Genomic DNA, 20,465 nt, shown 5'->3' with positions numbered 1-20,465 from the left:
GGGAGGCGAGTGGATTCGGGTGCTGCCAGCGTCTAGCGTGAGTTCTATGTCGGCGTCCGATGCTCTAGCGAAGTCCAGCAGCAACCCATTGCTTGTTCTCGGAAAAATAACCTCCATCCTGGATGCCTTCTCGCTGTCCAAACCGGTGTTGTCGCTGAGCGACATCCGCGAGTACACGGGAATGCCGACCTCCACGGTCCAGCGGCTCGTCACGAATCTGACCTCCCAGGGCTTCCTTGACCGGGAGGAGGATGCTTACCGCATCGGCATGCGGATGGCGTACTGGGCAGCTCCGGCAACCCGCGGAATGGAAGTCATAGACATCCTCAGCCCGCTCCTCAAGACGCTGCGTGACACCACAGGTGAGACTGCGTGTTTCTTCAAGGCAGAGCAGCATTACCGTGTCTGCGTGGCCATGGCGGACACGCGCCACGCGCTCCGCCGCGAGATGCATCTTGGCAAGGTTCTCCCGCTCCACGCAGGCTCAGCCGGGCGGGTGCTTTTGGCTTGGGATCCGGACCTGATGGACGCGGTCCTGCAGGATCCTTTGGTGCCCATCACGGAATCCACCATCACCAGCTCCGAGGATTTGGAGGCCGCGGTCAAGAAGACCCGGGTGGACGGGTTTGCTATAACTGTGGGTGAACGCGAAGACGGAGCGTCGGGTCTTTCGGCTCCGGTGTTCGATTCGGCAGCCGGCCTGGTGGGCGCGGTAACCATCAGCGGACCCACCCTGCGGATGCCGTTGGAGATCTGTGAAGCCTGGGTGGAGCCCCTGCTTACCACGGCTGAACATATGACCCGGCTCATCGGAGGCAGGTTTCCTGGCGAGTCTTAACGCCCGCCAGGGAACCGGACAGAGTCACGCCTGCGCGGGATTCGGCGCTAGCCCCGACCGGACCTGAAGTAGCTGGCAACCGACTTTCCGGCCGCCTGCATCTCTGCCGCATCGGTGGCTATCAGGATCTCGCTGAAATGCCGGGCATAGCTGCCGAGGTCCTCGGCAACGGATCCCACAACAGCCACGACGGGGATGCGCCTGCCCGATTTCTGCACCCTTGCCAGGATTGCCGAGATGATCTTGCCCTCCCCGGTCTGCGAATCAAGGCGCCCCTCACCGACCACGACGGCGTCGGCGGACTTTAGGTGCTCGTCGAACCTTGCCGCGTCAAGAACAGCGTCCGCCCCGGACACCAGCTCCGCCCCGAAGTGCGCCCACAACCCTCCCGAGAGGCCACCGGCCGCGCCCGTGCGCGGCACCCCGGCCGGGTCTCGGGGGTACGACCGGGCAAGGAGGTTCAGGCGTTCTTCCAGCAGCCTGAGAGTGGCGGCATCCGCCCCTTTCTGCGGCCCAAAAACGCGCGGAGCCTCAAGGAACGTCGTGGTCACATCGGACAGGACAGTGATCCGGGCGCCGCGGAGTCCGCCCCTGTCGTTAATTGCGCTGACCGCACCTGCTCCCCCGTCGGTGGTGGCCGAGCCGCCGGCGGCCACCATGATGTGCGTCGCACCCTTATTCACCGCGGCCGCGATCAGTATCCCGGTTCCGTAGGTGCTGGCGGATAGCGCGTCTTGAGGGCTGTTCCGCGCTGCCGTGAGGCCGCTGGCCTGGGCAACCTCGACGACGGCGGTCCCGTCCGCGGCCAGTCCGACGATCGCGGTTTGCGGCTCGCCCCAGGAATTCAGCGTTTCAACGGTTACTGCCGACGCCTGAAGGCTGCGGCAAAGCACGTCGAAGGTTCCCTCGCCGCCGTCGGCAACGGGAAGTTGGATGACCTGGCCGCCACCGTCCTTGATCCCGGCGCCGATCGCCGCGGCCACCTCCGCCCCCGAGTACGTCCCTTTGAAGCTGTCCGGGGCAACCACAATGGTCATGCTTTGGCGAGGTGGTTGACGGGGTGGGGCGGGGTGCGGCCTTCGGCAATGGCGACGGCGTTCACTGCGCTGAGCCGGGCCATTTCGCTGCGGACGGGCACGGTGGCGCTGCCGACGTGCGGGAGGAGCACGGTATTGGGCAGCTCCGCCAGGCCGGGCGCCAGTTTCGGTTCATCCTCGAAGACGTCCAGTCCGGCCCCGGCGATGGTCCCGTTGCGGAGGGCGTCCACGAGGGCGTCCTCGTGGACGATGGGCCCGCGGGCGGTGTTGATCAGGATGGCGTCGGGTTTCATGCGCGCCAGCACGGCGGCGTCCACCAGGTGCCGGGTCTGGTAGTTGAGCGGGACGTGCAGGGAGAGGAAGTCGCTGCGCGCCACGAGCTCGTCCCAGGGCACCTGCCGGACCTTGCCCGCGAACTCGCCGAGTTCCGCCTCGCTGACGGGGCGGTCGCCCGGAGGTCGGGGCGCGAAGAGCACCTCCATGCCGAAGCCGAGCGCGCGCCGGGCGGTGGCGCGGGCGATCCTGCCAAACCCGGCCAGGCCCAGCACGGCGCCGGAGACGTCCCGGCCGAGCAGGAGCTCCGGTTCCCAACCCAGAAATTTGCCGTCCCGGACCAGCCGGTCGGCCTCGACCACGCGGCGGGCGGTGCCGAGGATGAGCAGCATGGCGATGTCCGCCGTCGCGTCGGTCAGGACGCCGGGGGTGTTGCCCACCAGGATGCCACGCCGGGTGGCCGCTCCGACATCGATGTTGTTATATCCGACGGCGAAGTTGGACACGCCCTTCAGGCGGGCGGCGGCCAGGAGCGGGGCATCGATGACGTCGCGCAACTGGGTGAGGACGACGTCGTAATCACCGGAGGCGCACAGCGCCGCCAGGGCATCGTAACCGGGCGGTTCGGGCAGCACGGTGACCCGGCCGGCGTCGGACAGCAGTTGCAGCCCCGGTTCCGGAATGGCGGTGGTGACCAGGAAACTGTTGGCCATGCTTATTTGCCTCCTGTGGTGCAGGGTGCAGGGGCAGTGCTGTCTGACGGGAGGACCCAGTCGAAGGCTGCGGCGTTAGACCGGGCGCCTTGGGCAGCCCTGGAGCGGTTGGGTTCGCCCAGTTCCGCAAGCAGTTTCTCGGAAAGGATCACCAGCTCCGCGAAGGTTGCCGTCGTGAGCCACTCCGGACGCGTGGCGAAAAGGATGTCTTCGCTGGCGGTGTTGCCGCTGGCGCCCGGGGCAAAGGGGCAGCCTCCCAGGCCGCCGAGGGCGCCGTCCACCATGGCCGCGCCGGCCTGGATGGCGGCGAGGGTGTTGGCCACCCCCAGTCCCCAGGTGTCGTGGCCGTGGTAGACGATCCTGCGGAGCGGGGATTCTTCCCGAACCCTGGCAATCAGCCCTGAGACCTGGGCCGGGATAGCCTGCCCCAGGGTGTCGCAGATGACGATGTCCGTGGTGCCCTCGGCGCGGGGGTCGTTGGCGATGGCCAGGACACGCTCCTCCGGCACCATTCCTTCGAAGGGGCAGGTGAACGACGTCGCGATGCAGAGCTGGATCTGCCCGCTGACGGACTGGGCGTACCCGATCGCTTCGGGCAGGGCAGCGAGGCTTTCCTCGGTGGTGCGGCCAATGTTTGCCTTATTGTGTGAATCCGAAGCCGAGAGGCAGTACTGGAAGTTCCGCGCTCCGGCGGCCGCGGCCTTGGCCACATGGCCGGGGGTGGCTACCCAGATCCAGCACTTTTCCAGTTCCTCGGGTGTGAGGGCCTGAACGACTTCCAGGGTGTTGGCCATGGTGGGGACGAGGTCTGCACGTGCCATGGACCCCAGTTCGATGGCGGGCACCCCCAGGCGCAGCAGCTCCCGGACCGTTTCAACCTTCCGTTCGGTGGGAAGAAGTTTCCCGGTGAGCTGGAGCCCGTCCCGCAGGGTCACGTCCCTCAGGATCGTGCTGCTCAATGTTGAGTCGAGGCTGTCGTGGTGGTGGTTCATGGCTGCAGGGCCTCCTCGCGGCCGGAGGCCGCACTGATCTCTGCGGCGTCCATCTTGAGGAGCCCGCTGAGGATTTCTTCGGTGTTTTCGCCCAGGTCAGGGCCGAGGTTCCGGATGGGAAGGGATTGGTCTCCGATGACGGGGACAATGCCGGGGAAGCCCACGCCGGGCAGGACTTCCTCCCCTGTGGAAACGTCGAATTTCTGGATCATGTTGCGGGCTGCGTACTGGCTGTCGGTGCTGATGTCGGCCGCCGTGTAGATGGGGCCGGCGGGTACGCCGGCGGCATCCAGTGCCGCGAGCGCGTCGGCAGCGTCCCGCTCCGCTGCCCACATCCCGATGGCCTGGTCCAGTTCCTCGCGCCGCGCCCAGCGGCCGGCGTTGGACTGCAGCGACGGTTCCGCGGCGAGATCGGGACGTCCGATGGTGTCCATGTACCGCTGGTAGATCGAGTCTCCGTTGCCCGCCACGACGATGCTGGCGCCGTCCCTGCAGAGGTAGGCGTTGGACGGGGCTATCCCCTCCATCCGGCCGCCCACGCGCTGCCTGTCCACGCCGTAGGCCTGGTAGTCCGGAATGAGCGATTCCATCATGGAGAACATCGCCTCGTGGAGCGCGACGTCGATGACGCGCTCGGTGAGCGGCACAGTGCCGGCCGCGTCCCGGCGTCGTGCTTCCCTCTGGTAGAGGCTCATCATGGAGCCGAAGGCGGCGTAGAGTCCGGCGATCGAGTCGCCGATGGAGACGCCTACCCGGACCGGTGCGCGGTCGGGGTCGCCTACGAGGTTGCGGAACCCTCCGTACGCTTCGGCGACGGCGGCAAACCCGGGACGCGCGGACAGAGGGCCCGTCTGTCCGAAGGCGGAGATGCGCGTGATGATGAGGTCCGGGTTGGCTTCGTTGAGGACCTCGGGGCCGAGGCCCCACTTTTCCAGGGTGCCTGGCCGGAAGTTCTCCAGCAGGATGTCCGACTTGGCGACAAGAGCGAGCACGGCCTGCTTGCCCGCTTCGGTCCGGAGGTCCAGGACGACGGACTTTTTGTTGCGGTTGATGGTGCGGTACAGCATGGAGGTGTCACCCCTCTGCAGGCGCCAGTTGCGCAGTTCGTCGCCGGTTGCGGGGCGCTCGACCTTGATCACTTCGGCGCCGAAATCGGCAAGCAGCCTGCCCGCAGTGGGCGCGGCGATGTAGTTGCCGAGCTCCAGGACGCGAACTCCCTCCAGGGGCGCGATGCGTGTCTGTGTCATTTCGTTTCTTCTTTCGTGGCGTTCGTCTAAGTATCGGGTGCTCGCGTTGCGGTCAGAACAGCAGGCTCATGGGCAGGATCAGCAGGATCGCGACGACCGAGGCCACCGAGACCCCGACGGTGACCGATTTCAACGCGCCTCTCACGCTCTGCCCCAGCAGTGACTGCAGGAGCCAGAAGGTGTTGCTGGTGACGTGGACCATGAACAGGGATCCGGCGCCGGCTGCCAGGGCCAGGAGCACGGGGTCCAGCCCGATGGCCGGAGCAATCGGAGCCAGCAGTCCGGCCGCGGTGATGGCGGACAGGGTGACGGAGCCGACGGCGATATGCAGGACTGCCGCGATGACCCAGACCACCAGGAGCGGGGCCACGGTGCTGGCGGAGAAGAATCCGCCGAGGATGTCCCCGAGGCCTGCCGCGGCGACGGTTGCTGCGAGGGATCCGCCGACGCCCGTGAGGATCAGAATCTGGCCGCTTTCCTTGAAGCCCACGGTGATGGCGTCTTCGACGCGCTTCTGGCCGATGGCCGACCGGGTCACGAGGCAGGTGCCGATCAGGCCGATCAGCAGGGCAATGACGGGCTCACCCAGGAGCTGCAGCCAGGGCAGGTCGATCTTCAGGATCTGCAGGATGGCGCCGGCCCCGATGAGGAGCAAGGAGGTCAGGAGCGGGGCGAAGAGCAGGATCAGCGGAGCCTGCTTCCGCTCGCGTTCGGCCACGGCAACGGCGCCGCGGCCCGGCTGAGTGTCAGATGGAGCGGCGCCGGGGTTGTGCCCGCCAGGTGCCGTCGAAGCGGAAGCCGGCGTTCCGCCGTCGTACCCTTCCTCTTCGCCCTCGCGGTCTTCCTCCTCGACGAAGGTGTGGTCCTCGTCCTTCGCCTCGTTCCAGAAGCCGCGGCGGAAGAGGAACGTCATGATGGCAATGGAGATGATGATGGTGGGGATGACCAGGAGGAGCCCGAACAGCAGCATTTTGCCCAGGGGAACGTTCAGGAGGCCGGCCAGGGCGAGGGAGGCGACGCCGGGAACGGTGAAGACGATGCCGCATTCGAGGGCGATTGCCATGGCGGTTGCCATGCGGGCGGTGCCGAGTTTGCCGATTTTCGGTGCCAGTTTGCGCGCCAACGGAGCGGAGATGACCAGCAGCACATCCAGGAAGATGGACTGCAGGACCGTTCCGATGGCCAGGCCCATGGTGTAGGGCAGGCGCTTGGGACCGAAGGTGCTCAGCAGGTGCTCCACGAGCCGCCTGATGGCACCGCTCTGGTTGAGGATGGAGCCCATCAGCACGCCGAAGGCGATGAGCAGGCCCACGTCCACCATGATTTCACCGAAACCGGACGTGATGGTCTTGACTGTTTTCTCGACGCCGAACCCGGCCGCGAGGCCCAGGTACACCGAACCGATGATCAGGGCGATGACGGGATTGACTCTGAAACGGACGATAAGCACGACGGCGGCCAGAACCGCCACTGCCGTATTGATCAGTACAGCTATGTCTGACATGAGGGGAATCCGATCGTTGGGCCTTCCACGTTGAAGGCTTGGGAACAGATGTGCACCGTGAGGAAGGCCACATCGCTGATCCCATATTATGGGACTCAGCTCATAATGCAAGATGTTTCGGAGTGCGATTTTTACTGCGACGTCGTGATTGTGGTGCTCGCCCAGCGGCATTCGTCCAAGACTGCAGAGTGCGCCGAGCACATCCCAACCAGCCACACCAGCCGGCGCCCCACCTGCTCCCGGCGTTAAATCTGGATGACGCGGCCGACCCGGGATTGGAACCGGGAGTTAACGGGTCCGAAACACCCGGGCACCATGTTCTTCCACCGGGAAGGAAACGCCTGCCGCTGGCAGAACACCCTGCAGGGCCTCGACTTGGATTTCACCTTCGGCGACGACGGTTCCTTGCCCATGGGTCCCCTGCGGTTCCTGGGCAGCCAAATCCAGGACGACATAGCAGTCCTGGACCAGCACGAGGATGCGCTCTGGCTCGATGCCGGACTCGTCACGTTCGCTGCCGACTGGTCCTTCGGCTTCGACGTCGGCATGAAGTTCCTCGAAGTCCACGGCCCCGTTCCGCGGGTGCACGAAGAACAGATCATCGCCCGGGCCCAGCAATTCCTCATGCGTCTGCAGCCAGGCGAAAAATACCGCAGAACCAACTGGACCATGACAGTCGACCGCCGCCTGGACACGTCCACCGAAACCTACCCCGAATGGGCCCGGGACCGCGCAACAGTCGCCGAAGACCCGGCCCTGCCGGACAGGCTCCACCTGCGAGTGGAGGTTCAGCATCTCATTCGTCTCCCCCGCCCCGGGGCCGTGCTGTTTTTGGTCCGGACCCACCTCCTGCCACTTTCGGACATTGCCCGGGTGCCCGCCTGGCGGGAGAGGCTGGGCCATGTGCTCGCCGAACTCCCTGAGGACATGGCCGAGTACAAAGGCATCAGCCGCTACCGCAATGCGGCGTCGGCCTGGCTGCTGGCCCGCTAACAGGGCCGCATAAAACGGAACGGTCGACGGCGGGAGGTCCCGCCGTCGTCCGCTATCCTTCCGCGCTGCCCGCCGGGACCGCCGGCGCCTCGCCAGCCGTGCCCTCAGGGCCGATTGTCCCCTCAGGGGCTTCGGGCGGCTCCGGCCTGTAGACCCATGCCACCAGCACCACCGAGATGATCATCAGCAGGAACCACGAGACCAGCTTGTCGAGCGAAACCATGTGCCAGCCGTTCAGCTGGCTTGGATAGAGCCACGCCCCGGACCACGTGGCGATGTTCTCGGCAATCCAGATGAACAGCGCCACCAGCAGGAACGCCAGGACCAGCGGCATCCGGAACTGCCGGCGGAACACCCGGAAGTGCATCACGCACCGCCCGAAGATGACCGCGACGGCGGCCAGCAGGACCCAGCGGGCGTCGGCGAGGTAGTGGTGGGTGAAGAAGTTCAGGTAGATGCCGGCGGCCACGATCGCCGTGATCCACCGCCGCGGATACGCCGCGAAGCGCAGGTCGAAAAGCCGGTAGACGCGCACCATGTAGGAGCCCACCGCCGCATACATGAAGCCGCTGAAGAGGGGCACGGCCCCGATCCGCAGGAACCCTTCCGCCTCATATGTCCACGACCCCACGTCCGTCTTGAACAGCTCCATCACCGTCCCCACCAGGTGGAAGAGGACAATCACCCTCAGCTCCCGCACGGTTTCCAGCCGCGTGGCAACCATCAGGATCTGGATCACGACGGCGGCAAGGGTCAGGAAATCGTTCCTGGCCAATGCGGCGTCATCCGGATACCAGAGGCGCGCCGCCAGGATCACGGCGAGGAGCGCTGCGCCGAAGATGCAGGCCCAGGCCTGCTTTAGGCCGAAGACGGCAAACTCCACGAGCCTTGAACGGATGCCGCTGGCCGGAGCGTTGTCGAGCAGCCGGTGCGCCCGCTCGTCGATTCTGTGCTCTACGGACGTGAAGCTGCGCATCGGTACCCCGTTCCCCCGCCACGAGTGGCAATGTGTTTTTCCTGCATCACCGCGGAACGGCATGGCGCAGCCGAACCGGCGGTGACGCACAATCCACGGTAGCCCAAGCCGTCGCGTAGGTGGCCAGGCACGTCCTGCGGTGATGCAGGGTCTGCTGGCACCCGCAGGTCAGGTAAAAACTGCAGGTAAGAACGGACGACGGCGGGACCTCCCGCCGTCGTCCGCTGGAGTTTGAGGTTGCCGGTTCACCACGTAGTGGCCTCCGAGCGCGCGGCAAGCCATCGCCCGCCCGTGCGGATGAAATTCATGGTGAGCTGCAGCGGCCAGTTGGCCCGGGACCCGTAGACCGTAGCGTCGGTGACGATCCTCCCGACGAGCCGGGCGGTGTCTCCGCCCACCTCAAGGGTCACGTCCTTCTCCTGGGCGTCATGGTAGACAAAATGCCCGGCCCGCATCTGGGACAGCCACTCCTGCTTGGACTGGAGGTAGCCCGTCATGTGCGTCAGCGTGAAGTTCTCCGTGAGCAACTCACTGAGCACTTCGGTGTCGCCGTCCACCATGGCGCGCAACTGGGCCCCGTAGTTGTGCAGGATTTTTGACCGGTCCTGGTCCTCCATTCCTTCCCGCGAACGCTGATGGTCGAAGTAGCAGAACCCCTGCGGTCCGCCCCCAACCAACACCTTGTCCTCGACATGGACACGGTTGGGTTCTGGACGATCTTGACGTTTAGCCCTCTGTTGGCTTCGGCGGCACATGATTCATGCGCTGTTTACCGCGCGTTTGCGTGAGTAGGCGCGTGCGGCGCGGACTCGATCGCCGCAACGGGTTGAACACCATTGCCGTCGTGCGTGGGTGCGGAGGAAGAATCGTTCGCACGAGTCCGCTTCACAGGACGCGAGCAGCGATGCTTGGTCGCCGCTTAGCAGCGAGGCAGCATCATCGGCGATGACGGCCATGACGTGCTCGACGACCTGTGTCACGGGATGGTCGGCGCAACGGGTGAACCCTGCCGCCGGGTCGAACCGTAACAGCAGCGCGCCGGGGGCGCAGGTCAGCGCACGATTAACAGCATGCACGGCCGCTGTCGTGGGGACGTCTCCAGTGGTGTGCGCAGTAAAGAGATCGCGCAAATCTGCGCGCAGCGCTGCGAGTCTGCCCCGGCAGTGCTCGTGCAGCACAGACTCCGACGCGATGAGATCGCGTGCCATCAGCCAAGCCACCGCAGCCTCAGGGCTGCCCAATTCGTCGTAGCGTTTGCCTCCGGGCAGTTCACTTGCGCTGTTGACCAGCGCGAGGCAGGGATGCTCCTCGGCACCTGGTACGGCTGCTAGCAGTGTCTCCGACATGCTTCTCATGGTATCAGTTTCATTTAAGCGTGAGGCAACTGCTAGGCTCCAATCACGCCAAAAAACACATTTTTCCATGAGGAGTTCTTATGAAGTTCGGTCGACCAGCCGGCACGGCCCCGTTCACACTGTCCGTGCTTTCCGCGGGCGGCACCGGAGTGGGGATGACCGCTGAGGAGGGGCTCGCGGGCACGATCTCGCTGGCGCGGACGGCTGACCAGCGCGGTTATCACCGGTTCTGGATGTCTGAGCATCATGCGATGGGAGCGACCTCGGTGTCTTCACCTCCGCTGATGGTCGCCCGCCTCATCGCTGAGACGACGCGCATCCGCCTTGGCGCCGGAGGGGTAATGCTACCCAACCACGCACCGTTGCTGATCGCCGAGCAATTCGGAATGCTGGAGGCTCTCGCCCCGGGCCGGATCGATCTTGGGCTAGGACGCGCCCCCGGCACTGATGGGGCGACTGCTGCGGCTCTGCGTCGGGGCGCGGATGCCAACGACGGATTCCCACAGCAGGTGCTCGAGTTGCTCGGGTTCCTGGGTGACGAGTTCCCTCCTGGACACCCATACCGGCACGTCCACGCAGTGCCAGGCCCCTGGCAGGCAATGGAAAACCGGGTGTCTGCGCCTTCGACCGCCCCGGAGGTGTGGGTCCTAGGCTCCTCTCCGTACTCAGCACAACTGGCCGGGCAGCTCGGTCGACCGTATGCGTTCGCATTGCAGTTCGGCGACGCTGACATCGACGCGGCCATACGTCTCTACCGTGAGAGCTTCCAACCCTCCGACGTGCTCGCCGAGCCCCATACCCTCGTCAGCGTCCCCGTGGCGATCAGCGACGACCCGGCTGAGGCGAAACGGCAGGCGGCAACGTCGGCGATGGCGATGCTGCGCATGTTCAAAAGCGAGGGGTACTTGCTCCTGCCCCCGGACGAGGTCGAGGCCCACCAATTCACAATTCAGGAGCGGCAGATCCTCGACGCTTACACCAACCGCAGTTTCCATGGCACCGCCGCTACTGTCGCCGACCGTCTCAATGCCCTGCACGAGCGCACCGGTGTCGATGAGGTGATGCTCGTCGTCGGCGGCCACTCGACAACCCTCGACCAGCGCGGGATCACCCTGATCGCCGATCACTACGCACTGCCCCACCTAGAGGCACCGCTTTCGGCCGCCGCGCAGTAGCACCCACACCAAGATTCCACCCGTTCACAACCACCCCATTTAAGGAGAACCCCATGACCGCACCGCACCGAGCCCTGATCGTCATCGACGCCCAACAGGAATACTTCGACGGACTGCTCCCGATTCAATACCCGGCCCGCGATGACTCCATCGCCAGCATCCAGACCGCGATCAACACCGCCCAGCAAACCGGAACGCTGGTGGTGCTCGTCCAGCACGAACTCCCGGCAGAAGCCCCGGTGTTCGCATCCGGATCGGCGACCTGGCAGAACCACCCCGAAGTAGCCGCCCACGAGAACGCCGCAGCCAAGCGCATCAGCAAGCAGTTCTCCAGCATCTTCGCAGATACCGACCTCGAAGCCTGGTTGCGTGAACAAGGCATAGACACGATCACTCTCGTTGGGTACATGACAAACAACTGCGTGATCGCCTCCGCCGCGGCCGCCGAGCCCCTCGGCTTCGCCGTCGAAGTCCTCTCAGACGCGACCGGAGCAATCGACCTCTTCAACGACGCTGGCACCGCGCCAGCACGCCAGGTCCATGAGACCCTCATGGCGCTGCTGCACTCGAACTGGGCCGCCGTCATCGACACCGAGACCTGGACCGCAGCACTGCGTACGGGCGAGCCGCTGACCAAGAACGACCTCATCACCTCCGCCGCACAAGGCCGCAGCACCCGGTAGAAAACCCAAGTACGCTCCCGACAGGTGATGCACTAGGCGACCCAATGTTGCTCGGTCAGCCATTGGCGATCATTATCTCCCGTTTGCTCTTGCCCTCCGCGGTGCGTTTGGCCACGTAGTCCTTGGTTCGTTGGCACGACGCCATGCGGACCAGGACAACCTTCTCCGACGGTGCCTAGGAGCTGGCTGGCTACTTCCGTTCCCACACCCGGCAGGTCGCAGAGCATCGGGGCGTAGGTATCGAGGATTTCCTGGAGCGCTGCGTCAGCGGTGGCGATTTCTGCCGCGAGGGAGTGGCATCGGGTAGCCAAGGCTTTCAACGTCATGAGGCATATCTACTCGGGGTCGGCCATATGACCGGCTGGTCTGGTGCGCTGTAGGGCGGCAATCATCGCTGAGGTTCCTAGAGCCCGGTATTTCGCCCGGAGTTTGTCCGGGGCTGAAACAAGAAGGCCCTAGATCTGATTGATGGCCGCGGTGCGGGCCTTCACGGCCGATGTCCGCCCGGCACGCAGTATTCGCAGGCATTCAACAGGACCGTCCTTGGCTTTCGGGATCGACGTGCTCCGGCCGTCGAGTACCGATTGGGCGGCCTGGTAGGCGTCCAACGGATCGGACTTTCCCTTCAGCCGGCGTGCCGCACGGTTGGGGCGGTTCACCTCCAACACGGTCAATCCTTCGCCACGCAGGGTCCTGGCGAGCTCGGCCCCGTAGGAGCCCGTTCCTTCGACACCCACGGCGGTAACCGTGCCATAACTGGTGATGAAGTCTACGATCTTCCAGTATCCGGATCCGAAGGCCAGGAACTCCTTGTCCGCGAGGGGCTTGCCGTATTCGTTGATGACGGCCACATGGTGTGTGTCCGAATGGGTGTCGATACCCGCGATGACATTCGTTGTTTCGCTTGCCAAGATGGAAGTTGCCCCTCAGTCGAGATCAATGGCTGATGGAACGGGCGCGGGCCAGGTGGGCAGACAACCCGATAATGGGACTGGTCGAATCAGGCTCCTATGAAGTCATGTCCGCCTGGCTCGACACCCTTTGACGGACCTTGAGCCGGCGGACAGATCGTAGGTAAGACAGTGCCGCCAGGCACGTCAGTTTTTGCTGGGCCACGCCGGCTCAAGACCTTTTCCAGTATTACCGTTCTTTATTGACTCTACGGACATCGCGAAATCTCCTTCTCTCGAGATGGCGTAACAACGGGGAATGCTAGCCCTGTCCGCTCCGCCGCGCCAGAGTCAGATCTCTCGACAACGCCTCACCTAGTACTCAGGCTCAGGGACTTCGTCGGTAGAGAGTCGAAGTGTTTGAAGTACGCCATCGGCCCGATCAGCCAGGCCGGCGGCGGCTCCATCGTCAACATCTCGTCCGCCGCCGCGACGCTCGGCGGCGCCGGCACCTACGCCCACTATGCTGCGGCGAAAGCCGCAGTCGAAGCGCTCACGGTCGGACTTTCCAAGGAACTCGCCGGCAAGAAGATCCGGGTGAACGCTGTCTCTCCCGGGACGGTGTGGACCGACTTCCACCAGGACCCCGACCGTCCGGCGAAGATCGCAGCAGTGATCCCGATGGGCCGTGCCGGGAAGCCCGACGAGATCGCGGGAGCCATTGCCTGGCTTCTCCCCGACGACGCAAGCTACGCCACCGGCACAACCATCCGCATAGCCGGCGGACTCTGACTAAGTGCCGGCAAGTCCTGTGCTCGTGCGCGCCTGACAGCGTCCCGTCGAAGGGCACATGTATTGGTAAGCCGTCTCTTTTCCGCTACTGCACACGTGTGCTGTAACTACCTCTAGAATGGGTTTATGGCACAGCAAGGACGTAGTCGGGCCCGCGTTACGCGGAGAGGATCGACCGATCCTCGGGCGAAGGCGTCACAACGTCTTCTGGTGGAGGCGCTGACGAAGGTCGTTAAGGCGGAAGGCCTCGGTGCCGCGTCCGTGACCCGCATTGCGCTCGAGGCGGGGCTCAGCCGGAGCGGGTTCTATGAGCAGTTCGCCAGCGTCGAGGAGCTCGCGTTATTCATCCTCGATGACCTGGTCACCGAGATTGCTGCCCTCGATATTGAGGCCCGGACCGTGCACGGCGCCGACGGGCAAGCCGTCTCTGAGTTCGCTCTCGAGCTCATCCTCCAGACGGTCTTCGAGCACCGGGAGCTCTACGAGCACCTGCTGCTCTCCGAGCGCGCCGGCGGCACAGTGGCGAGAGCCATCCAAGGGTTCGCCCGGGGCTGCCGCCCGATCATGGCGATCGCCAGGCCCCAATGGCCGGACACGCGAATCGACCTCATGGCGAACTCGTTCGCCGGGCTGATCGTGAGTGGAGTGATGCACGCCTTCAGGACAGGCCAGCCTCATACCGCCCACGACCTGGCACGCGAACTCATCAGCTTCATGCCGCCGTGGCTCTTCATCGCGGACGGCAGTAACCCCCAGACGGAGCTGTCCCCGGGTTAAACCGTGGCGACCGCTAACCAGGGCTCGGCCCCACAACGGGCCGGGCCAACTAACCAGACGCGCGTTTTGGCAGCTGGCCGGACCCGTGAACCTCTACCTCTGAGGAGTATGACTGCATGACGATTAGGACCAACAAGCCTGACGTTTCCGGGGACGCCGTGCCAGACGATGCCCCCACGAAGAAGGCACCGGGTGCGGCGAAGATCCGTCCCGGCGCTCTCGCCGAGTCCGGCGGCCCGACGCTGAGGCCGCCGTCCGCGGCGCACCTCTCCGACGAGCAGGTCGCCGAGCTCGGCCGGGAACTGGACGCTATCCGCGACGACATCCTGGCCAAGCGCGGGGCTACGGATGCCGCCTATATCCGGCGCATGATCAAGATTCAGCGCGGGCTGGAGATTTCCGGCCGCGCTGCATTGTTGGTCAGCAAGAACAAGGCAGCCTGGGTTACCGGCACCGCGCTGTTGAGCCTCGCCAAGATCCTAGAAAACATGGAGCTCGGGCACAACATTCTGCACGGTCAGTGGGACTGGATGCGGGACCCCGATATCCACTCCACCACCTGGGAGTGGGACTTCGTCACCCCGTCACGTGCCTGGCAGAACACCCATAATGACTCACACCACCGTTGGACCAACGTGGTGGGCAAGGACAACGACGTCGGATTCAACCTGCTGCGGATGGACCCGGAGCAGGAATGGACGCCCTTCAACCTGGGCAACCCGCTCTACAACGCACTTCTGGCCCCGGTCTTCGAGTGGGGCATCGCGATCTACGACCTCGAGCTGACCGAGTACAAGGAAGGCAGGAAGTCCAAGGAAGCCCTCGTCAAGGACCTCAAGGCGCTGGGCCGGAAGGTTGCCACACAGTTCACCAAGGACTACGCCGCAACCCCCGCCGTGGCCATGCTCACCGGTTCCGGCAAGCAGGCCCTCTACGGAACGCTGACCGCCAACGCCGTCCGCAACCTCTGGGCACACGCGGTCATCTTCTGCGGCCACTTCCCCGAGGGCACGGACACCTTCACCGAGGAAATGGTGGACGGCGAAACCCGCGGGGACTGGTACGTCCGCCAGATGATCGGCTCCGCCAACATCTCAGGCTCCAAGTTCATGCACCTGATGACCGGCAACCTGTCACACCAGATCGAACACCACCTCTTCCCGGACCTCCCGTCCAACCGCTACGCGGAAATCGCGCCTAAGGTCCGCGAAATTTGCCAGCGCTACGGGCTGATCTACACCACCGGCCCCATCTGGAAGCAGGTCGGCTCCACCTGGGCCAAGGTCTGCAGGCTGGCGCTGCCGCCCAAAAAAGCCTGAGCCGGCTGCGACCGGGCAGCTGACGTTTGCAGGGTCGGCAAAGCGGTTCCTGCCTGTTGTCAGTCCGGCCCATGGCCGCCCACACGAGACCAGTCCTCCTGCGGCTGGCACTCACGACTCCTAAGGTCGATGAATGACAACATCACTCGATGCCCTCCCCAAGATCGGGGCCCCGGCAACGCGCGCCCTGACTGAGGCGGGCTATACATCGCTCCGAGGGCTGGCAAGTGTCTCCCGTGCGGAGCTGTCCAGGCTGCACGGCGTCGGCCCGAAGGCGATCCGCATCATCGAGGACGCGCTGGAGGAACACGGCCTCGCGCTGACGTGAACGCCCGCAGTAGGATTCCCGGCCGGCAGGCCATGGTGTGCCGCCCCTGCGGGAAGGATAGTTTGGGAGCATGACGGCTAGCTACAGGTACGACGTCGAGGTGCTGCACCTTCTGGTGTCGCCGGCGCACGCCTACTTCGGCCGCGCCCGCGAGGGTGCGGCGGACGTCCCCACCACCGACGCCGACCGTGTTGACGTGGTGGCTGGCAAGGGCATCGTCGGCGACCGGTTCTTCGGCAAGGCCGCGCATATGGACGCCGCTGTCACCGTCTTCGCGATCGAGGCGCTCGAGGCCATGGCCGCGGAGCTGGGCACGGCACCCCTGGACCCGCTGCTGACGCGGCGCAATGTGGTCCTCAGAGGAGCCCACCTGGCTCCGCTGATCGGGAACGACTTCGTGCTGGAATCGCGCGGGGACCTGGTGCGGCTAAAGGCCGGGCGGCCCGCCCACCCCTGCGCCTGGATGGACCAAATGCTCGCCCCGGGCGCACACAAGGCCATGCGCGGGCGGGGCGGTGTTCGCTGCCAGCCGCTCTCCGACGGCGTGCTGCACCGCGGACCTGCCGTGCTGATCAGCCCGGTACCCCTCGACCCCGAGCGCGCCGGCGATCCCACCCTGCTGCGGCCGTCGCGGCTGCCGTAGTCAGGCGGAAGGGCCGTCACGGAAAGCGGACGACGGCGGGACCTCCCGCCGTCGTTCGCGTGCGTCGGGGGGGACGGGCGTACGCCGGACCCCTGGCGCGGTTCCGAGGGAATGCGACGTGAGCGAAAATGGGGTCCATGACTCGGTATGTGATCACCCCGGACACGGCCCTACGGCTGGCCCAGGACCAAACCGTCACCGGCGACGGGTGCCAGCTGGTGGCCCCGACCCTTCTTCGCTCGCAGGTCCTGTCGCTTCTCTACCAGGCCGTTCGGCGCGGCGAGGTGTCCCATGCGGATGCGGCGCGGCAGCTCGACTACGTGCGGGCGCTTCGCATCAGGCTGCTCGGAGACCGGGTCCTTCAGAACGTCGCCTGGAAGGTGGCCGACCAGCTGGGCTGGCCGGACACCCTCGACGCCGAATACATCGCGCTGACCCAGCTGCAGGCCGACGCCCTAATTACCCTGGACGTGCGGCTCGCCGAGGCGGCCAAGGGCCTGGTCGCGGTTGCACCAATCGAAGCGCTGTACTGATTCGCTTGTAACCGCACTACCTCAAGATGACGGTGCGGTTGCCGAGGAGCAGGATCCTGCCCTCGCAATGCCAGCGGACGGCGTTACGGAGGGCCGCGCACTCGGCGTCCCGGCCCACTGCCACCAGGTCATCGGCGGTGTACGTGTGGTCCACGTCGATCACCTGCTGCGAAATGATCGGGCCCTCATCGAGTTCGGCGTTGACGTAATGCGCCGTGGCGCCCACGGTTTTGACGCCGCGGTCGTAGGCCTGGTGGTAGGGCTTAGCACCCTTGAAGCTGGGCAGGAACGAGTGGTGGATGTTGATGGTCCGCCCCGCCAGTTTGGCCGAAAGTTCGTCGCTGAGGACCTGCATATAGCGGGCCAGCACCACCAGTTCCACGTCGAATGCGTCGACGAGCTCCAGAAGCCGGGCTTCGGCGTCGGGCTTTGTGGCCTTCGTGACCGGCAGGTGGAAGAACGGGATGCCATGCCATTCCACCAGGCCCTCCTGGTCGCGGTGGTTGGACACCACCGCCACAATCTCCACGGGAATGTCGCCCGTGCGTGCCCTGAAGAGCAGGTCATTGAGGCAGTGGCCCATTTTGGACACCATCACCAGGACACGGCGTTTCCGGCCGTGCGGCTCCAGCTGCCAGTTCATCCGCCACTTCTCCGCCACCGGCGTGAAGTCCCGGCGCAGCCCCTCCGTGCTGACGGACTCCTGCGCCGCAGTCTCCTGCGCTGCATTCTCCTGGGTCGAGGAGAAATGTACCCGCATGAAGAAGTGCCCTTGGGCCTTGTCGCCGTACTGTTTGATGTCGATGATGTCGCAGCCGTGGCTGAGCAGGAATCCCGAAACCGCATGGACGATGCCCGGAGACTCGGCACAGTCGACCGTCAGGATATGCTCCCAGGCTGCCGGTTCCTTCGGATTTCGGACGGGACTGTCTAGCGTCTGCGCGGCGGTCATTTCGTCACTTCTCCCAATTCCCGCTCCGGGGATGACTCCTGCGCCAGGTCCTGCGTAAGTTCGGCCTGGAACGTCGCATAACGGGCCAGGTGCGTGGGGCGTCGGCGGAGCACGAGCCAGGCGGCGCCGAGCAGGATGAACCAGACCGGCGTGACCAGGAGAGCCATCAGGGTGTCCGGCTGCGTGGTCAGTGCCCACAGGACAAAGGCGAAGAACGCGAAGACCACCCAGACCATGGGGATGCCGCCGGGCATGCGGTACTTGGACGCGTCGTGCAGGTGCGGGCGGCGCCTGCGGAAGGCAATGTAGCTGGCCAGGATGATGGACCAGACGAAGACGAAGCAGACAGCCGAAACGGTGGTCACCATGTCGAAGGCCTTGCCGATGTCCTGGCCCGCGTACATCAGCACCACACCGGAGAGCAGGAGCACGCAGGACAGGAACAGGGCATTCTGCGGGACCTTGCGGCGCGACAGGGCGCTGAAGACGGACGGGGCGTCACCCTCCTGTGCCAGCCCGTACACCATGCGCGAGGTGGAGTAGATGCCGGAGTTGGCCGAGGACATGGCCGAGCTGAGCACCACCAGGTTCACCACGGTGGCGGCGGCGCCCAGGCCAGCCAGGGAGAACATGGCAATGAACGGGCTGTGGCCTGCCTGGAACTGGGTCCAGGGGGTGACGGACATCAGGATGATGAGGGCGCCGACGTAGAAGAGGAGCACACGGATGGGGATGGAGTTGATGGCCTTGGGCAGGTTCTTCTCCGGGTCCTTGGCTTCTGCGGCCGTGGTGCCCACCAGTTCAATGCCCACGAAGGCGAAGACGGCGATCTGGAACCCGGCCACGAATCCCATGAACTCGTTCGGGAAGAAGCCGCCGTGGCTCCACAGATTCGTGAAGGTGGCAGGGCCGGCGTCGGACTGGAATCCGCTGAAGATCATGAACAGGCCCACCACGATCAGGGCCGCGATGGCGATGATCTTGATCAGCGCAAACCAGAACTCCGTCTCGCCGAACGCCTTCACCGTGGTGAGGTTCAGGAGCAGAAGGATGGCCACGGTGGCCAGGCCCGGGATCCACAGCGGCAGCCCCGGCCAGAGTTCCTTGGAGTAGCCCGCAATGGCGATAACGTCTGCTATTCCGGTGATGACCCAGCAGAACCAGTAGGTCCAGCCGGTGAAGAAGCCAGCCCACGGACCGAGAAGATCGGCCGCGAAATCGCTGAAGGATTTGTAGTTCAGGTTGCTCAGCAGCAGCTCGCCCATGGCCCGCATGACGAAGAACAGCATGAAGCCGATGATCATGTAGACGAAGATGACGGAGGGCCCCGCGGCCGAGATGGTTTTGCCGGAGCCCATGAAGAGGCCGGTGCCGATTGCGCCGCCAATGGCGATCAGCTGGATGTGCCGGTTGCTGAGCTGCCGCTCAAGATGCGGCGTTTGCTGGGAAGTTACGGTTTCAGTTGTCACGTGCTGCTCCTCGAATCAATGCTGTGTGGAGTGCTGAAGTGGTGGCCTGGTCCGGCCCGGCGGGCACGGATTCAAGGCTGTTGAAGCTGTAAAGATGAATGCCCGCAATGTCGCCGGGCTGGCTTGCGAGGCCGGCAATCAGGCCGTCCGGCGAGTAGCGGTCCCCGCTCAGGAGTTTGCGGGCCAGCGGGCTCTTGCGGCTGAGGAACTTCAGGGAACTTCCGACGCCGATCTGCGTCGCCAGGGAGATCAGCTTGGTCCGCGGAACGGACCCCGCCACGCCGGCCCAGACGGGCAACTGCACGCCTTCGCGGCGCAGGAGCGCCGCGTAATCAAGGATTTTTGGCGCGGAGAAGCACATTTGTGTGACGACGTGCGAAGCCAGGTGCTGCTTTGCAAGCAGGGCGTCCAGCATGTCCACAGGTCCGACGGAGGGGTGGCCCTCTGGGTAGCCGGCGATGCCTGCCCGGATCATCCCGCCGGAGTACTGCTCGATGTCCTCCAGCACCGGGAGTGCGGATGCGTACGGGCCGGCCGGGTTCTTCCGGTCTCCGCCGATCACGAACACGTCGCCGATGCCGGCAGCGTTGCAGTCGCGGAGGAATCCGGTGAGGTCGGCACGGCTGTGCAGGCTCCGCGCGGCGAGATGCGGGAGCACCCGGTATCCGAGCAGGCTCAGCTCCACCGCGGCGCGCATGGTCCGCTCAATGCCGTGATGGGGCAGGCACGTCACGGTGAGCGTCGTGGTCAAGGGCACCAGGGCCTTGACCCGCTCAACGATTCCCTCCGAAGGGATGATTTCAATTCTGACGGGGAACATCATTGGTCCTCTCTGAACATCAGGGCGGGCGGGTCGGCGAAGTCAGGCCGTGGCCGCGAGCAGTGAGCTGGCTTCCTGCCGGGTGCTGCCGGAGCTTTCGATGTGTGCCAGTTCGGCCGGGATTTCCCAGCCCTTCTTGCGCATCGCGGTGGCCCA

22 protein-coding genes and 1 pseudogene are annotated in these 20,465 nt (G+C 65.1%); 10 read left to right on the top strand and 13 right to left on the bottom strand.

Translation table 11 applies throughout. The annotated features are described in order from the left end of the window. Positions 1-46 precede the first annotated feature (46 nt). Complete coding sequence (locus tag CXQ90_RS20345; protein WP_104141165.1) at positions 47-838, top strand: IclR family transcriptional regulator; 792 nt, start codon at positions 47-49, stop codon at positions 836-838. A 47-nt stretch (positions 839-885) separates the two neighbouring features. On the opposite strand, the gene CXQ90_RS20340 is transcribed toward CXQ90_RS20345, so the two are convergent. Genes CXQ90_RS20340 through CXQ90_RS20320 form a run of 5 tightly spaced genes read right to left on the bottom strand, consistent with a single transcriptional unit; the run spans position 886 to position 6,604 of the window. Then, positions 886-1,875 carry a glycerate kinase gene (locus CXQ90_RS20340; RefSeq protein WP_104141164.1) on the bottom strand — a complete coding sequence of 330 codons (990 nt, stop codon included), beginning with the start codon at positions 1,873-1,875 and terminating at the stop codon, positions 886-888. Continuing rightward, complete coding sequence (locus CXQ90_RS20335) at positions 1,872-2,861, bottom strand: D-glycerate dehydrogenase (protein WP_104141163.1); 990 nt, start codon at positions 2,859-2,861, stop codon at positions 1,872-1,874. The genes CXQ90_RS20340 and CXQ90_RS20335 overlap by 4 nt, the downstream gene beginning before the upstream one ends. A gap of 2 nt (positions 2,862-2,863) precedes the next feature. Beyond that, entirely contained in the window at positions 2,864-3,853 is a 990-nt protein-coding gene (locus tag CXQ90_RS20330; RefSeq protein WP_104141162.1) for a hydroxymethylglutaryl-CoA lyase, read from the bottom strand. Beyond that, positions 3,850-5,100: a CaiB/BaiF CoA-transferase family protein gene (locus tag CXQ90_RS20325; RefSeq protein WP_104141161.1), complete on the bottom strand. Its 1,251-nt coding sequence runs from the start codon at positions 5,098-5,100 to the stop codon at positions 3,850-3,852. Before CXQ90_RS20325 ends, CXQ90_RS20330 begins: the two co-directional genes overlap by 4 nt. A gap of 52 nt (positions 5,101-5,152) precedes the next feature. Next, entirely contained in the window at positions 5,153-6,604 is a 1,452-nt protein-coding gene (locus tag CXQ90_RS20320) for a GntP family permease (RefSeq protein WP_104141160.1), read from the bottom strand. Positions 6,605-6,919: 315 nt separating this feature from the next. On the opposite strand from CXQ90_RS20320, the gene CXQ90_RS20315 reads away from it, so the two are divergent. After that, positions 6,920-7,597: a DUF3445 domain-containing protein gene (locus CXQ90_RS20315; RefSeq protein ID WP_258064650.1), complete on the top strand. Its 678-nt coding sequence runs from the start codon at positions 6,920-6,922 to the stop codon at positions 7,595-7,597. A 52-nt stretch (positions 7,598-7,649) separates the two neighbouring features. Here the strand turns inward: CXQ90_RS20315 and CXQ90_RS20310 are convergent, their stop codons facing one another. The 3 genes from CXQ90_RS20310 to CXQ90_RS20300 form a co-directional block, all read right to left on the bottom strand. Then, positions 7,650-8,573: a DUF817 domain-containing protein gene (locus CXQ90_RS20310; RefSeq protein WP_104141159.1), complete on the bottom strand. Its 924-nt coding sequence runs from the start codon at positions 8,571-8,573 to the stop codon at positions 7,650-7,652. A 245-nt stretch (positions 8,574-8,818) separates the two neighbouring features. Further along, on the bottom strand, positions 8,819-9,190 hold the full coding sequence (locus CXQ90_RS20305; protein ID WP_219816723.1) for a nuclear transport factor 2 family protein: 372 nt from the start codon (positions 9,188-9,190) through the stop codon (positions 8,819-8,821). A 141-nt stretch (positions 9,191-9,331) separates the two neighbouring features. Next, positions 9,332-9,919 (bottom strand): CGNR zinc finger domain-containing protein, encoded by a 588-nt coding sequence (locus CXQ90_RS20300; protein WP_258064649.1) that lies wholly within the window; start codon positions 9,917-9,919, stop codon positions 9,332-9,334. A gap of 89 nt (positions 9,920-10,008) precedes the next feature. On the opposite strand from CXQ90_RS20300, the gene CXQ90_RS20295 reads away from it, so the two are divergent. Both CXQ90_RS20295 and CXQ90_RS20290 read left to right on the top strand, forming a co-directional pair. Then, positions 10,009-11,103 (top strand): LLM class flavin-dependent oxidoreductase, encoded by a 1,095-nt coding sequence (locus CXQ90_RS20295; RefSeq protein WP_104141156.1) that lies wholly within the window; start codon positions 10,009-10,011, stop codon positions 11,101-11,103. 53 nt (positions 11,104-11,156) lie between these two features. After that, entirely contained in the window at positions 11,157-11,786 is a 630-nt protein-coding gene (locus CXQ90_RS20290; protein WP_104141155.1) for a cysteine hydrolase family protein, read from the top strand. Between the two features lie 455 nt (positions 11,787-12,241). On the opposite strand, the gene CXQ90_RS20285 is transcribed toward CXQ90_RS20290, so the two are convergent. After that, positions 12,242-12,697, bottom strand: a complete 456-nt coding sequence (locus tag CXQ90_RS20285; protein ID WP_181038648.1) for a transposase — start codon at positions 12,695-12,697, stop codon at positions 12,242-12,244. A gap of 399 nt (positions 12,698-13,096) precedes the next feature. On the opposite strand from CXQ90_RS20285, the gene CXQ90_RS20280 reads away from it, so the two are divergent. From CXQ90_RS20280 to CXQ90_RS20255, 6 genes are all read left to right on the top strand, one after another. Beyond that, a complete protein-coding gene (locus CXQ90_RS20280) occupies positions 13,097-13,468 on the top strand; it encodes an SDR family oxidoreductase (protein ID WP_258064647.1) in 372 nt (123 codons plus the stop codon). 210 nt (positions 13,469-13,678) lie between these two features. After that, positions 13,679-14,245, top strand: coding sequence for a TetR/AcrR family transcriptional regulator (locus CXQ90_RS20275; protein ID WP_181038647.1), 567 nt, complete (start codon positions 13,679-13,681; stop codon positions 14,243-14,245). Positions 14,246-14,361: 116 nt separating this feature from the next. Further along, positions 14,362-15,564, top strand: coding sequence for an acyl-CoA desaturase (locus CXQ90_RS20270; RefSeq protein ID WP_104141151.1), 1,203 nt, complete (start codon positions 14,362-14,364; stop codon positions 15,562-15,564). A gap of 133 nt (positions 15,565-15,697) precedes the next feature. After that, entirely contained in the window at positions 15,698-15,892 is a 195-nt protein-coding gene (locus CXQ90_RS20265; RefSeq protein WP_104141150.1) for a helix-hairpin-helix domain-containing protein, read from the top strand. Positions 15,893-15,962: 70 nt separating this feature from the next. Then, positions 15,963-16,535: an MOSC domain-containing protein gene (locus tag CXQ90_RS20260; protein WP_104141149.1), complete on the top strand. Its 573-nt coding sequence runs from the start codon at positions 15,963-15,965 to the stop codon at positions 16,533-16,535. A gap of 137 nt (positions 16,536-16,672) precedes the next feature. Then, positions 16,673-17,068 carry a type II toxin-antitoxin system VapC family toxin gene (locus CXQ90_RS20255; protein ID WP_104141148.1) on the top strand — a complete coding sequence of 132 codons (396 nt, stop codon included), beginning with the start codon at positions 16,673-16,675 and terminating at the stop codon, positions 17,066-17,068. 16 nt (positions 17,069-17,084) lie between these two features. Here the strand turns inward: CXQ90_RS20255 and purU are convergent, their stop codons facing one another. The 4 genes and pseudogenes from purU to CXQ90_RS23090 all read right to left on the bottom strand — a co-directional run. Continuing rightward, positions 17,085-18,020 (bottom strand): formyltetrahydrofolate deformylase, encoded by a 936-nt coding sequence (gene purU / locus CXQ90_RS20250; protein ID WP_104141147.1) that lies wholly within the window; start codon positions 18,018-18,020, stop codon positions 17,085-17,087. Next, positions 18,017-19,489, bottom strand: a complete 1,473-nt coding sequence (cycA, locus tag CXQ90_RS20245) for a D-serine/D-alanine/glycine transporter (protein ID WP_104141146.1) — start codon at positions 19,487-19,489, stop codon at positions 18,017-18,019. Before cycA ends, purU begins: the two co-directional genes overlap by 4 nt. Beyond that, entirely contained in the window at positions 19,479-20,312 is an 834-nt protein-coding gene (locus tag CXQ90_RS20240; protein ID WP_104141145.1) for a methylenetetrahydrofolate reductase, read from the bottom strand. Before CXQ90_RS20240 ends, cycA begins: the two co-directional genes overlap by 11 nt. A 39-nt stretch (positions 20,313-20,351) precedes the next feature. Next, positions 20,352-20,465 (bottom strand): annotated as a pseudogene (locus CXQ90_RS23090) (lipoyl synthase); the annotation flags it as partial.

The organism is Arthrobacter sp. ZGTC131 (assembly GCF_002929275.1).
In the GTDB taxonomy this organism is placed as follows: Bacteria; Actinomycetota; Actinomycetes; order Actinomycetales; family Micrococcaceae; genus Arthrobacter.
The sequence above is the reverse complement of the archived record's forward strand: the minus strand, read 5'-3'. Positions and strand labels throughout refer to the sequence as shown.